Source organism: Chitinophaga nivalis (assembly GCF_025989125.1).
GTDB lineage: Bacteria > Bacteroidota > Bacteroidia > Chitinophagales > Chitinophagaceae > Chitinophaga > Chitinophaga nivalis.
Window position 1 is genome coordinate 2,502,792 of record NZ_JAPDNR010000001.1, and the last position, 13,702, is coordinate 2,516,493.

Annotated in this window: 8 protein-coding genes; 3 read left to right on the forward strand and 5 right to left on the reverse strand. The window is 50.5% G+C overall.

The features are described 5' to 3' along the window. The first annotated feature begins 239 nt into the window (after nt 1–239). The 3 genes from dnaK (at nt 240) to OL444_RS10275 (ending at nt 6,027) form a co-directional block, all read left to right on the forward strand. A complete protein-coding gene (gene dnaK, locus OL444_RS10265) occupies nt 240–2,141 on the forward strand; it encodes a molecular chaperone DnaK (protein ID WP_264733302.1) in 1,902 nt (633 codons plus the stop codon). A gap of 128 nt (nt 2,142–2,269) precedes the next feature. After that, entirely contained in the window at nt 2,270–4,942 is a 2,673-nt protein-coding gene (locus OL444_RS10270; RefSeq protein ID WP_264733301.1) for a 4-alpha-glucanotransferase, read from the forward strand. Between the two features lie 50 nt (nt 4,943–4,992). After that, nucleotides 4,993–6,027, forward strand: a complete 1,035-nt coding sequence (locus OL444_RS10275) for a dipeptide epimerase (RefSeq protein WP_264733300.1) — start codon at nt 4,993–4,995, stop codon at nt 6,025–6,027. Here the strand turns inward: OL444_RS10275 and OL444_RS10280 are convergent. The 5 genes from OL444_RS10280 to OL444_RS10300 form a co-directional block, all read right to left on the reverse strand. After that, nucleotides 6,015–8,675: a bpX3 domain-containing protein gene (locus OL444_RS10280; protein ID WP_264733299.1), complete on the reverse strand. Its 2,661-nt coding sequence runs from the start codon at nt 8,673–8,675 to the stop codon at nt 6,015–6,017. The two genes, OL444_RS10275 and OL444_RS10280, sit on opposite strands and share 13 nt — an antisense overlap. Continuing rightward, the gene (locus tag OL444_RS10285; protein WP_264733298.1) at nt 8,672–11,089 is read right to left on the reverse strand and encodes a hypothetical protein; all 2,418 of its coding nucleotides are present in this window, start codon (nt 11,087–11,089) and stop codon (nt 8,672–8,674) included. The genes OL444_RS10280 and OL444_RS10285 overlap by 4 nt, the downstream gene beginning before the upstream one ends. Then, nucleotides 11,082–11,813, reverse strand: coding sequence for a hypothetical protein (locus OL444_RS10290; RefSeq protein WP_264733297.1), 732 nt, complete (start codon nt 11,811–11,813; stop codon nt 11,082–11,084). The genes OL444_RS10285 and OL444_RS10290 overlap by 8 nt, the downstream gene beginning before the upstream one ends. After that, nucleotides 11,810–12,949: an AAA family ATPase gene (locus tag OL444_RS10295; RefSeq protein WP_264733296.1), complete on the reverse strand. Its 1,140-nt coding sequence runs from the start codon at nt 12,947–12,949 to the stop codon at nt 11,810–11,812. The genes OL444_RS10290 and OL444_RS10295 overlap by 4 nt, the downstream gene beginning before the upstream one ends. Nucleotides 12,950–13,015: 66 nt before the next feature. Further along, nucleotides 13,016–13,657, reverse strand: a complete 642-nt coding sequence (locus OL444_RS10300; RefSeq protein ID WP_264733295.1) for a conflict system bpX4 domain-containing protein — start codon at nt 13,655–13,657, stop codon at nt 13,016–13,018. Nucleotides 13,658–13,702: the final 45 nt, after the last annotated feature.

Here is a 13,702-nt window from a genome sequence, read left to right on the forward strand (position 1 = left end):
GTCAGGGAGTGAAATAGCAACAAACAAAAGCAGGCGAGGTTAAGAACATTCGGGGGAAGCCGAAACAATCATGTGGCTATCGGTTAAGGTGACAGCTTGAAGGCCCCTATTGACAATAGCTTCATCAAATATAGGGTACCTGACTGACATAATTTCATATTTTTTTGCTTGGCATAATCATTGACAAATCAACGACAAACACAGAACTTTACTTACAACTAAAGGATAACTTAAATACTATGGGAAAAATAATAGGCATTGACTTAGGAACTACCAATTCATGCGTTGCCGTAATGGAAGGTAACGAACCGGTAGTGATTGCCAATGATGAGGGAAGGAGAACAACCCCATCTGTAGTGGCATTTTTGAAAAACGGAGAAAGGAAAGTAGGCGACCCCGCCAAGCGTCAGGCTATTACCAATCCTGTTAATACGATCATGTCAGTAAAACGTTTCATGGGTCGTCATTTTGACGAAGTGTCCAATGAACTGACACACGTAACCTACAAGGTGGTAAAAGGTGACAACAACACTACAAGAATAGATATCGACGGCAGATTATATACACCGCAGGAGATTTCAGCAATGACCCTGCAGAAAATGAAAAAAACCGCTGAAGATTATTTAGGACAGGAAGTGACAGAAGCGGTGATCACCGTACCTGCTTACTTTAACGACGCTCAGCGTCAGGCGACCAAAGAAGCCGGTGAAATTGCCGGTCTGACAGTACGCCGTATTATCAACGAGCCTACTGCTGCGGCACTGGCTTATGGTATGGATAAAAAACACCAGGACAGCAAAATCGCGGTATTTGACCTCGGTGGTGGTACCTTCGATATCTCTATCCTCGAACTGGGTGATGGCGTATTTGAAGTAAAATCTACCAACGGTGATACCCACCTCGGTGGTGATGACTTTGATAAAGTGATCATGGACTGGCTGGCAGATGAATTCAAAAAAGACGAAGCGGTTGACCTGCACAAAGACCCAATGTCCTGGCAGCGTCTGAAAGAAGCAGCAGAGAAAGCTAAAATTGAACTGTCTTCTTCTCAGGAAACTGAAATCAACCTCCCTTATATCACTGCAGTGGATGGCGTTCCTAAACACTTAGTGAAAAAATTAACCCGCGCTAAATTTGAGCAGCTGAGCGACTCTCTGGTGGAAAGAACACTGGAGCCTTGCCGTAAAGCACTGAAAGATGCCGGTATGAACACTTCTGAGATTGATGAAGTAATTCTGGTAGGTGGTTCTACCCGTATTCCTAAAATCCAGGAAGTAGTAGAAAAATTCTTCGGTAAAAAACCAAACAGAGGTGTAAATCCGGATGAAGTAGTGGCCGTAGGTGCTGCTATCCAGGGTGGTGTATTAACCGGTGAAGTGAAAGACGTACTGTTACTGGACGTTACTCCACTGTCTCTCGGTATCGAAACCATGGGCGGTGTAATGACCAAACTGATCGAAGCTAACACCACGATCCCTACTAAAAAATCCGAAGTATTCTCTACTGCTGCTGATAGCCAGCCTAGCGTGGAAATCAATGTACTGCAGGGTGAAAGACCAATGGCTAACCAGAACAGAACACTGGGCCGCTTTATCCTCGGTGATATTCCTCCGGCTCCACGTGGCGTTCCGCAGATCGAAGTAATTTTCGATATCGATGCCAACGGTATCCTGCACGTAACTGCAAAAGATAAAGGCACAGGCAAAACCCAGAACATCAAAATTGAAGCGGGTAGTGGTCTGAGCAAGGAAGAAATCGAAAAGATGAAAGCAGAGGCAAAAGCCAATGAATCTTCCGATAAAGAACAACGCGAAAAAATCGAAAAGCTGAATAAAGCAGATAGCCTGATTTTCCAGACTGAAAAACAGCTGAAAGAATACGGTGACAAAATACCTGCTGACAAAAAAGCAACGATTGAAGCTGCACTGGAAAACGTAAGAACAGCTCACAAATCTCAGGATGGCGCACAACTGGATGCTGCTACTACTGAACTGGAAGCTGCCTGGACTGCTGCTTCTGAAGAGCTGTACAAAGCTTCTCAGGGTCAACCGGAAGGTGCTGCCAACGGCGGTCAGCAACAAGGCCAGCCTAACGCAGGCAGCGAAGGTGTAACCGACGCTGAGTTTGAAGAAGTAAAATAATAAGGGGTAACATTACCACTTAAGTAGAATACTATAAAGCGAAAACCGTGATGATAACTATCATCACGGTTTTCGCTTTATGCATTTACAGCTTATTTCATTAATTTGTTCCGGTTTAGCTGGATCAGATGTATCATAGACTGCGGTTTTATCTTCGTTATCATACTTATTACGGGCAGGATCTTTTCCTGCTGGGAAATATACCTGCATTGGGCAATGAAGTGCCACAACAGGCCCGCGCTATGCAGTGGCTGGATGATACCTGGTGGTATACGGAGATACTGATCGCTCCCGATGAAACCCTCACCCTGCAATACCAGTACCTGTTGCAGGAACCTGGTAACGTAGTCTATGAAGGCGCCTACCGGACAGTGGTGCTCTCTCCAACCCAACACCGGGAAACCATTTTTACAGATGCCTGGCACGTCGCGGCACAACCGGAAAATGCCTGGCAGACCACTCCCTTTACCCGTATCTTTTTCCAACGTCCTGTGGCAACGATTGCCGGCATACTAACGGCCACGCATATATTCCGCGTACAGGCGCCCCTGTTACCCCGGCATCAGACCATCTGTTTGCTGGGCAATACACCACAAACCGGCAACTGGAATATACAGCATCCCCTGTTGCTGCAATACGATGCGCAGGGATGGTTCTGTATCGCCCTCCGCCTGGAAGGCATGCGGATACCACTGCAATACAAATACGGGGTGTATGACCTGGATACCCAGCAGTTCACCACCTATGAAGCAGGAGAAAACAGGGAGGTACAAACAATGGCAGTGCCAGGCCGGCAGGTGATCCTGCACGATGGCATGGTGCGGCTAGCGCCGCCCCGCTGGCAGGGTGCCGGTGTAGCCGTGCCGGTATTCAGCCTGCGCAGCAGCGAAGGATTTGGCACCGGAGAATTTTCCGATCTGCCGGAACTGGCTGCCTGGGCGCAACAAAGCGGGCTACAGCTGATACAGCTGCTACCCGTGAATGATACCACGCAAACCCTTACCTGGAAAGATTCCTATCCCTACTCGGCGATCTCCTCCTTTGCCCTGCACCCGCTTTATATCCGGCTGCAGGAAGTAGGCGTTTTGCCGGAACAACATCCGCTGCAAAAACAGTTCTACCGGTTACGGCAATGGCTCAACGAAAAAGATACCGTTGACTACGAATCCGTCATGGCCTATAAAACAGCCTACCTGCAGGCTTTGTATGACGAGAAGGGCGAACAGCTCCAGACACGTGACTTCTGGCATTGGTTTGCTGCCAATGAACACTGGCTGCTGCCCTACGCCATTTTTTGCTACCTGCGGGAAACCTGTCAGACCGCTGATTTCACACAATGGCCGGTATATAACGTATACGACTATACTGCCATTAACCGGCTGGTCATGACAGATGAAAAAGCGGCAGGCGCGGCACACTACCATTTTTTTGTACAATACCACCTGCACCGGCAGCTGGCTGCCGCCGTGGCAGCGGTACACCGGCAGGGGGTAGCCCTCAAAGGCGATATTCCGATCGGTATTTCCCGCAACAGTGTGGATGTGTGGATGAACCCTGAACTGTATCACCTCGACATGCAGGCAGGCGCCCCGCCGGATGATTTCACTACGCTGGGGCAGAACTGGGGCTTCCCTACCTATAACTGGTCGCAGATGGCGGTAGATGGCTACAGCTGGTGGGTACAACGACTCCGCCACCTGTCTGCCTACTTCGATGCTTTCCGTATAGACCATATTCTGGGATTCTTTCGTATCTGGCAGATACCTGCCAGCGCAGTACAGGGCATACTGGGTTATTTTCATCCAGCCATTCCCGTTACGCCGGAAGAACTGACTGCCAGCGGTATTCCTTTTGAAGAAGACCGTTACTGTGCGCCTTATATTACCGATGAGATGCTGGATACGGCGTTTGGCCATTATGCCGGTATGATGAAGGATACCTTCCTCGAAACCCTGCCATCCGGCCGGTATCGCCTGTTACCCGGCTTCGACACCCAACAGCAGGTGAAGGCGCAACAACTGCCGGAAGCCATTGCATCGGTACTATATGACTGGCTGGCAGAAGTACTGTTCCTCAAAGCTACGGTTGACGGAAAAACAGGTTATCATCCCCGGTACAATCTCATGGCCACTGCCTCTTTTGCAGCGCTGGACCCGCTTGTACAGGATCGCCTGCGGGCATTGTATCACGACTACTTTTATGTGCGACAGGAAGACTATTGGCGCAGAGAAGCGATGCATAAACTCCCGCTGATCAAGAGTGCAACGGATATGCTGATATGTGGCGAAGACCTGGGCATGGTGCCCGCCTGCGTGCCTGGCATCATGCAGGAACAGGGGATGTTGAGCCTGGAAGTACAGCGGATGCCCAAATGTCCTGACGCATTGTTCACGGAATTGTCGCAGATACCGTATCTGTCGGTGCTTACACCAGATACACATGATATGAGCACCCTGCGGGGCTGGTGGCAGGAAGATGCGGCTATTACACAACAATACTACACCCGCGTGCTGCAACATACCGGCACCGCACCCGCCATGGCAGATGCGTCGTTGATCAAAGAAATCTTAACCCGGCACTTGCAGGCGCCCGCGATGTGGTGTATCTTTCAGATACAGGATTTGCTGGCGGCTACCGGTGTGGTTACCCATCTGTCTCCGGAAGAAGAACGGATTAATATACCTGCTGTGGCAGCCCATTACTGGCGTTACCGGATCCCGGCGCCGCTGACAACATACGGTTTGCAGGTAGTGCGGGGAGAACAGGCTGGCATACAGGAACAACCGGCCGCCGCGGAGTAATATACCGGTAATAGTAACGCACCATTTTATCCATACAACCAACAAGCGATATGCAATTGACCCTTCATCCGTTTGAACTGAAATTTAAACACACTTTCAGAATTTCCCGGAAGGCAAAAGATGTACAGCCTTCCCTGGTAGTAGCCTTGTCGCAGGAGGGATACACCGGCCTCGGAGAAACCGTGGATAACTCCTATTATCACATGACCGTACCGGATCTGATAGCCGCTATAGAAGCTCACAGACCAGCTATTGAAAATTACACGCTTACACAACCCGCTATCTTCTGGCAGGATATGTATCCCCGGTTCCAGGATAATATGTTTGCCCTTTGTGCACTGGATATTGCTGCCTGGGATCTGTATGCCCGGCAACAACAAAAAAAACTATATGAGATATGGGAGCTGGACATCTCCCGTAATCCGCTCACAGATTATACAATTGGTATTGATACGATCGAAAACATGGTCATCAAACTAAAAGAATTTCCCTGGCCGATCTATAAAATTAAACTGGGTACGAAAGAAGATATCGACATTATCCGCGCACTCCGGCAGCACACCGATGCTGTTTTTCGGGTAGATGCCAATTGTGCGTGGGGAGTAGAAGAAACGTTGCGCAACGCTATTGCCATGCAGCCACTGGGCGTGGAATTTATTGAACAACCGATGCCGGCAGAAGAGAGGGAAGGTATGAAACGGGTATACGAAAAGGTGGCATTACCCGTGATAGCGGATGAAAGTTGTATCGTAGAGCAGGATGTAGCCCGCTGCCATGGCTATTTTCATGGCATCAATATTAAACTGACAAAATGCGGGGGCATTACACCGGCACTTCGCATGATTACGGAAGCACGGCGTTTAGGCATGAAGGTGATGACCGGCAGTATGAATGAAAGTACCGTAGGTACTTCTGCTGCAGCGCATCTGCTGCCTTTGCTGGACTATGTGGATATGGACGGGCCGCTGCTGCTGGCAGAAGATACGGCGGAGGGTATCCGGATGGAAAACGGGCATATCATTTATGCCGACCGTCCCGGTACCGGCAGTGTACTATTGCCAGGCGCCCCGGCTTACAAAGGATGAATACCTGCCTGACCATTTACTTCAAACACGATCATATGTCCTGGCTGTGCCGCCGGTAATACGGCACATATTTTTGTGCCGGTTTCCAGCTGGTTGTAATGACCGGGAGTGGTATCATCATTCGATCGGTATATCTTTACTTTATTGTCCTCACCCACCAACACGATACCTTCCGGCAGATGTTTTACCCAGGTGGCCCGGGTGCCGGACCGGGTGAGAAAAATACGCTTCCAGGTTGTTTCGCTTTCGGTATTAGATAGCACGAAAGCGCCGCCGGAAGAGGAGATGCTTATTTTCAGCTCTTTTTCATCCGGGTTGGCATACATCCGGTAAATGTGGTGTCCCATATCAAACAACTGCATGTTGCCGGACAGGTCGCATTTAATCAGGCTGCTGCCTGCTGAAAAGAAAAGATGCTGTCCCCGGTAGATGATACCCTGTACGGGAATATTGATCGCCAGATCTACCTGTACGGTGGCGCCATCTACTTTGCAATCTACTGCATAGGCCAGCTGTCCTGTATAGGAATAGTGGCTGAGTACCAGTACACCGCTGGCGTGATGGATCGTAATAACATCCTTTTCTGTCAGGCAATAGCCCAATAAACCAGTGGGAAGCCAATCCGGACAGGTGATGACCACATCCCGAAAAAAGGAGTCGGGCGTATCTTTATTTTCCAGTCGTTTAGTTTCCATCCGCAGTGGCTGGCTGCCATGTACCATGATTGCCTCGCTGAACCGGGCATTGTGTACCAGCGTGAATTGCAGGTCAGGCGTATAGTTGCCTGGCCAGAGTACATATGCCCAGTTTTTCACCAGATCGAAACGCAGGAGATAAATGCCATTGGCTTTTACACCGATTAACAATGCCTGTCCTTTCCAGCTGGTGCCGGTGAGCCACGTTACATCTGCTGCAAACCGGAAAGTATTGATGGGAGGGGATACCGGCGGTGGCATCGTGTGCAGATAACGGGTGAGGTCACTGGTCAGCAACGGATCTGCCGGGAAAAAATTACTCAGGGCAAACAGGTTTTCTCCATTATTTTCGAGCGATTGTTTACTGACAATTTCATAGGCAATATCCACAGCGATATTTTTTACAACCGGATCGTTATGCGTTGTGGTTACCTGCTGCAACACCTGTATAAAACTCTTAAAACGATGGGCCGGTGTATGGGTGGTGTATACTTGCTGTATCGCCTGTGGAAGAGGCGTAGCTACTTCAAAATATTGCTGCAGGCATCGTTCATGCTGTGTGTGGTGTTGCCAGCCATCCAGCAGTAAACCGGCTGCCTGTTCGGGTTGCTGCAGTTTATGACGCGAGATGCGGGCTGCTTCCAGCGGCTCGTTGGCGGCAATCGCTTTTTGCAGACTTACCTGATACAAATCACCGGCCTTCTCCGGTTGTTGCAGGGTGACATACAGATCACCGGCTTTTTCATACTGCTCCAGTGATGCATACAAGCCGATGGCTTCCAGCAATAGTCCGCCTCTTTCCAGGCAGGCTGCCGCTGTTGCAGGTTTGTTGAGATGACTTTCATACAGGGCGGCTGCTTCACGGAAGTAGCCACCTTGTTCCAGCACATTGGCGGCATTGGAGTAGTCGCCTAACAGGGCCGCATACACGTAGGCCGCTTTTTTATAGTCTTTTTGCGCAATGGCATGGGCAGCCGCCAGCTGGTATTTGTTGCGTAAGGCAGCATAATAGGTATCCGTGTTCCATTCATCTGCAGGGCCGCTGTTGCTTTTCAATTTACCAAGAGAGAAGGCTGTATCCCGCTTGACCAGCTGAGTACCGGGTGTTGCGGCTGTGCCCCGGGAGGCATAGGGCTGATCCAGGGGAATGGCATACTGTAAAGCGGTATTCATATCAGTATCAAATAACCGCATCAGCTTTTCCAGTTCATGCTGCCGTTTTTCTTCAATAGACGCCTGGGTTGCTTTCACCCATTTCATCCATTTGTAGCGCGATAAATCCGGTGTGCCAGGCAGCAGTCGTTTCAGGCCCCGGAATAACCAGAGCAGACTATTGGTGAAAATATAGAGGAGCTTATCTTTCAGGCGGGAGGAGGTGTTTTGATGAACCATCATCTCCTCCAGTGGTCTGCTGTTGATCGTTTCGTGTATATCATCAAATAAACCGGTGGTTGCCGGTTGTATCCGGATGTAGGTCAGTTTAGCCGGTGGCGTTATACCATTACGGGCATAGTCCCAGTTAGCCGATCCGGCGGTGGTATATTGCAGTAAGTCTTGTAATGGAAACAGGTCTGTTTCCGCAAATCCGATGAAGCCAGTGGTGGGGTGTAACAGCTGCAAATCCCATATGAGTATACCCGGTAGCTCTGCATCGCTGACAGCAGGCGTCAGGGTGGCATTTACCGGTACAAATAGTTTGTTGCCCAGGAGCCCGTAGGGATATCGGATACGGCTGCTGTCCGGTACCGGTGTGTCCTGAAATAATACGAGCAACCCGGCGGGTGTAATACTACTGATGTCTGCCGGTACGGCTATGGCCCGCAGCGCCAGCATATCCATACCCCAGCTGCTGATTTCCTGCAACCATCCGGCAGCAGTGGCGCCAGGCACGAAGGCGGCTTTCGGCGTATGTATCGTATGCGGATGGAGTTGTAAACCCAGTGTTATCTTCATCGTAATTGTTGTATAAACCGGCGGATATAATTGTTATAAAAATCTGGTACCGGCAGGGAAACCGGCGGGTGGTCATGCAGGAAATAATCATGGCCGCATACTACGCCATCGCTGGCCCACGCCGCGAGATAATTATCGATTACCATGGTAAGGGTAATTTCCGGAATGGCCGTGTTGGCACTGCGCAGATGCAGGAATCCCCTGGAATCGGCAATGGCTTTACTACCATCGGCCCACATAAAACAAGTGAAGGTAATGTGCGGGTTCTCCGGTAAGGTCCAGGTGGTAGTGGCGCCTTTTACCGGAAATATGACAAGGGCATTGCTATCTGGTAATGACTTGTCATTATTGCTGTCGGTATGTGTATACATCTCCTGTTTACCGGTTAATGTCAGGTGGTGATCCTGGTATAATGCCAATCGTCGTTTCTCGATGATCAGGTCGCCGCCAACACTGATATAAATACTGGTAATGCGGCTGAGGGTACTGTAACCATTGCTCACAAAACGGAATACTTCATTCAGTTTTACCTGTGCCATCCGCTGGGTTTTAGCAGCGAGTGTCAATACCTGGCTTTCTTCCCCTGCCGGTGCGGTGGCGCCGGTGGCCGCCCAGATGCTGTAACGGTGGTTGGTACCCAGCAGGTGAAAGGTATCCTTGTCGAAAGCTACCTGGTAATCCCCATAGGGAATCATCGTGGAGATTTTCTTATGGCGATAGGTATCCAGGTTGAATTCATGGATGGTGACCGTAGGATGATTTTTATCGATAACGAGTAGATACAACAGGAAGAAACGATTTCCAAAATGATAGATACCGGGTTCCAGGTAGTGATATAAATTAATCGCTGCTTTATGGCGCTGCGGCCAGTATAATACCCGCAGATCGGTGGTAATACATACCACGCCGGTATCTCTGCCGAAGAAATTTTTATCGGGCGCCCGTTTTAACCGCGAAGCCGGAATACGCAGGGGTGACACCTCCTGCTGCAGGATAACCGGCAGGGATGTTACCGGTTGCGGCATTTTTTCCGGTGTTCCAAACAACAGTTCCTGCAGGTCTACCTGCGCGCTGTTGCACAGTTTATTTCTGCCATGGGAATAGTCGTAGTATTGAAAGGTACCGTTTCGATCTACCGTCAGCAGGTAATGCAGCCGTGCATGCCGGTCGCTGATAGCAGCTTGCAGGGCGGGTTGTTGCAGTTGCTGTGCAGCCGTGATAAAATAATAGGCAGTATCGGCAGCTGTATCTTGTTGCCACCAGGTATTTAAGGCGGCTGCGGGATGCAGGTGATTATCGAGCAGGGATAACATGGCTGTAATACCCTTCACACTACGCAGGTCTACAGGGGTGATTTGTTCTCCTCCCAGCGTGTACACATATACGTTAGTATCTTTTTTTTGCTGCGCCTGGCAGGCCAGTGCTACCGATAGTGCAAAGATGCGGGGGAGGCCCCACATCCGGATGGTAATATCAATCAGGATAACCGTTCTTTTTTTAGCTTCCGCCGGTACCTGTTCCCGTCGCAGGTACATGGCTTCATTATTGGAAAGACGGGCTGTCAGGATGTCTTCATCCTGTGCCAGTTCGCTGAGTAATAACCGGTCGTAGTTGCCTTTGTTGGTGATATCGGAGATACCGCCAAAGGAAGGGCCACTGCTGCTTTGGGTGTGCAGCGGAATATTAAGGGCTGCCAGCAGGTGGGTGGCCAGCCGGCTGATACCGGCAGTAGCCGTATCTGCCGCCAGCGTTGTGAAAAAATCACTTTCCGGTAAAGGAGCAGCTTCCGGCAATGCTGCCGGCCAGGCATTGGGTAGTGCGGTTAAGCCGGTGCGCAGTTGCATTTCCAAAGCGGTAGCATCCGGCACATGGGCTACGGTAGCCGCGAGATAGTGTAATTCTTTTTCCAGTTGTGCGGCATAGGAGCGGGAAGACTTATAAATACCTTCATTGAAGAGTGGCAGCAGATAGGCCGCCTCATGCGCATTGACTTCCGGAGGCACCTGGCTGAACAGGGTATTCAGTAACAAGGCCCGGTGCCGGCCTGTCCGGTAGGTATCCGGTAGTTGTGCGATGATCCGGAATAAGTGCGATACTGTTTCCAGTAATGTTTTAAAGGTATCCGCCTTTTCCGGATCTTCCTGTGTAAAGGTGGTGAGAAAAAGCGCCTGTTCATCTGCCCAGGCAATAAACTGATTATTGTTTTTACAGGCGCACAGTACCCATAGGATGCTACCCAGTGGCGGCCATCCGATAGGTGTCATTTCCTGTAACAAAGCGATGAGTTCATCCCGGTAGCAGAGTGTCAGGCCGGCAGCATATTCGATGACGTTGCCATTATCGGCCCAGCGCCAGTAATAACCGGCGGGTGCGCCGAAGTAATGCTGTAAATGTTCGTGTATGGACCTATCCATTTGCTGTGTCCCTCCTGGTAAGTCTGGCGGCACTTCTGCCGGCCGGTACAAAAGCTGCGGGGGAGATACGTTCCCACGCGCCGGTATGATCAAATAACAGCAGGTCTTCCTGCTGCGGATTCAGTTGTGCGCTGATGAGGGAAGCAATGCCTGGCGGATTAAAGGTATAACCTGCCGGCAGCAACAGTTGCCCGTATTGTACATACGCTTTTCCCGGAATAGCTGGCAAGGGGGTGCCGATGATCAGCACTTCGCCGTGTGCCGCTGCTGCAAAGGTCAATGGCTGCAGCCGGACGAGTGGCGCCGTTGCTGCATAATCACACCAGATGTCCAGCGTGGTGCGGAGGGCGTTGCCGGGAAGTACCTGATCCGATGCAATGAGCTGTATGTTGCAGGGAGTGGGTAGTTGCGCGGGTAGCGCTGACACCGGCAATGTTATGGGGAGTACTGTTTGTAATGGTTGCCACGGGAGGTCTTCCAGTGTAGCCACTGGCGTTAGTCCGTTCAGCGGAAACAGTTGACCGCCTGCATCCAGCAGATAGGTGTGCAGGGCAGGCAGGCTATGTAGCTGCGGAGCGATGGGCGCTGGCCACGGAATACCCCGCAACCAGATATATGTGGGCGTGACAGCGGCCTGCAGGCCGGGAAAACAACGTACCGGGCCCAGTGCAGCCAGACTGCCGGCGGGTAGTTGCATGACTATTTCCTGGATAGCGGGTGTCATGATTCCTGCATGATTTTTTTCCACAGTGCATCCATGGGTTGCATCACGAAGTGGCGTTGTGTAGGATTGGTAATCCATTCACAGCGGCTGTTGAGGTAGCGGAGCCGGTCTTTGATGGTAGACCGGTGCGCACTGCTCACCGAAGTATCCTGCCATTGTGCGGCTAATAGCTGCAGTTCCTTGTAAATTTCGTCTGCATCGGGCAGGCTGTTGACGCGGGCACGGGGATGTTCGTTGCCATCATCCGGATGCGTAGCGATGGCGGTATTCACGATGCCGGCTACGATTTCCTGTTGTGCAGTCGTGTCCCAGATATAACGTAACACCCACATGTCGGCCGGAATAGCTACCAGGCGTTTACAGAGCAAAGCACTGGCGGCCATGAGGCGCTGCAGTTTTACGGCTCTCCGGTCGGATACCATCAGCCCGGCGTTGCGGAGTTGTTGTATCAGGGTAATATATTCCGGCCGGATATTATCCAGGTTAACCATGCCTATCAGTTGCTGCAATTGTTTTACTTCCTCACTGCTGATGAGCGGCCCCGTTGCAGGTGCCGACTGCTCCAGCTTCCAGCCGTTGTGCAATACTGCTTCCAGCTGTTGCGGATCTACATACTGACAGTTGACCCTGATGAGAAAACGATCGTATAAAGCCTGCAGGGCTTCTTCTTCCGGCAGGTGATTACTGGCGCCCACTATCATGAGCGCTGGCAATGCTTTGGTTTCCCGGCCCCGGCGGAATACTCTTTCGTTCAGTACCATCAGCAGACTGTTTAATATGGCGCTGTTGGCGTTGAGTAATTCATCCAGGAAGATGAGCGAGGCCTCGGGCAACATACCGGTGGTGTTGGTGACCAGTTCGCCTTCCCGCAGTTTGCGGATATCGAACGGACCGAATAATTCATTCGGTTCTGTAAAGCGGGTGAGCAGGTATTCAAAGGTGTCTCCATCCAGCAATTGTGCCAATGCCTTTACCAGGGCGCTTTTAGCGGTTCCCGGAGGACCTAGCAGAAAAATATGTTCGCGGCCGGCGAGGCAGATGCCCATCAGATCAATAATATCATCTTTTCCGGTAAAGGTATTTTTCAGTTGATGTAGTACATGATTCAACTTATCTACCAGTAATAATTCGTTCATAAAAGGTATGGATGTATATAACAGATGCGGGGAGCGGAAAGATCCCGTTATCGGTAGTATCGCTGCTTAAAGATATTGGTTTGTATCGCTGATAAATTGTTTGAAATCGGGCCAGAGAATATCTGTATAATTTCCAAGTGAAGCTTTTACAGCTTCTTTCACAGCTGGTATCCGGCACCTGTCTGTATCCCTGGATGCGATGATTCTGTCTGCATATGCCTGCAACAGGGAAGGGTGTGCCAGAATATGATCCAGTACAGCCGTTACCGGTATATTCATACCAGTAGACGAAAAGGGCCAGACTGCAGCGGTTTCCTTCAGGTGCTGTACCAGCGGATCATCGGGCGACAAACCTTTGCTGAGGCTCACCAGATCGGGGAGGTAGCGCAGACACAGATCGGCGCCATAGATGGCTTCCGGTGTGATGGCATCCGGATAGGGCGTCAGCAGTATTTTAATCTGCTCTTCGCCCAGCTGTCGCAGCATGGCCAGTTGTACGGCTCTGTATATATATATGGCTGCCCACATAGCGGCTTTTTCATCAAAAGCAGGGGCAGTACCAGGCATGTCCAGTATATCATTTTCATAATACTGATGCAATACTGTAGCAGTATCCTGTATTTCCTGTGTAGAAAAGGGATGTATAGTATCTGCGACAGTTACCTGGCCTTCCCGGATCAAGTGGGAGATAAAGGCGGATAAGTTCATAGGTGAGCTTTTAGCTACTCGCGTTTAGCTGTAAAAAATACAAAA

What these genes read in the sequence shown, in the direction of transcription:
- OL444_RS10270 (WP_264733301.1), top strand. Translation starts at nt 2,270, where the DNA reads ATGTATCATAGACTGCGGTTTTATCTTCGTTATCATACTTATTACGGG.
- OL444_RS10285 (WP_264733298.1), bottom strand. Translation starts at nt 11,089, where the DNA reads ATGGATAGGTCCATACACGAACATTTACAGCATTACTTCGGCGCACCC.
- dnaK (WP_264733302.1), top strand. Translation starts at nt 240, where the DNA reads ATGGGAAAAATAATAGGCATTGACTTAGGAACTACCAATTCATGCGTT.
- OL444_RS10275 (WP_264733300.1), top strand. Translation starts at nt 4,993, where the DNA reads ATGCAATTGACCCTTCATCCGTTTGAACTGAAATTTAAACACACTTTC.
- OL444_RS10295 (WP_264733296.1), bottom strand. Translation starts at nt 12,949, where the DNA reads ATGAACGAATTATTACTGGTAGATAAGTTGAATCATGTACTACATCAA.
- OL444_RS10280 (WP_264733299.1), bottom strand. Translation starts at nt 8,675, where the DNA reads ATGAAGATAACACTGGGTTTACAACTCCATCCGCATACGATACATACG.
- OL444_RS10290 (WP_264733297.1), bottom strand. Translation starts at nt 11,813, where the DNA reads ATGACACCCGCTATCCAGGAAATAGTCATGCAACTACCCGCCGGCAGT.
- OL444_RS10300 (WP_264733295.1), bottom strand. Translation starts at nt 13,657, where the DNA reads ATGAACTTATCCGCCTTTATCTCCCACTTGATCCGGGAAGGCCAGGTA.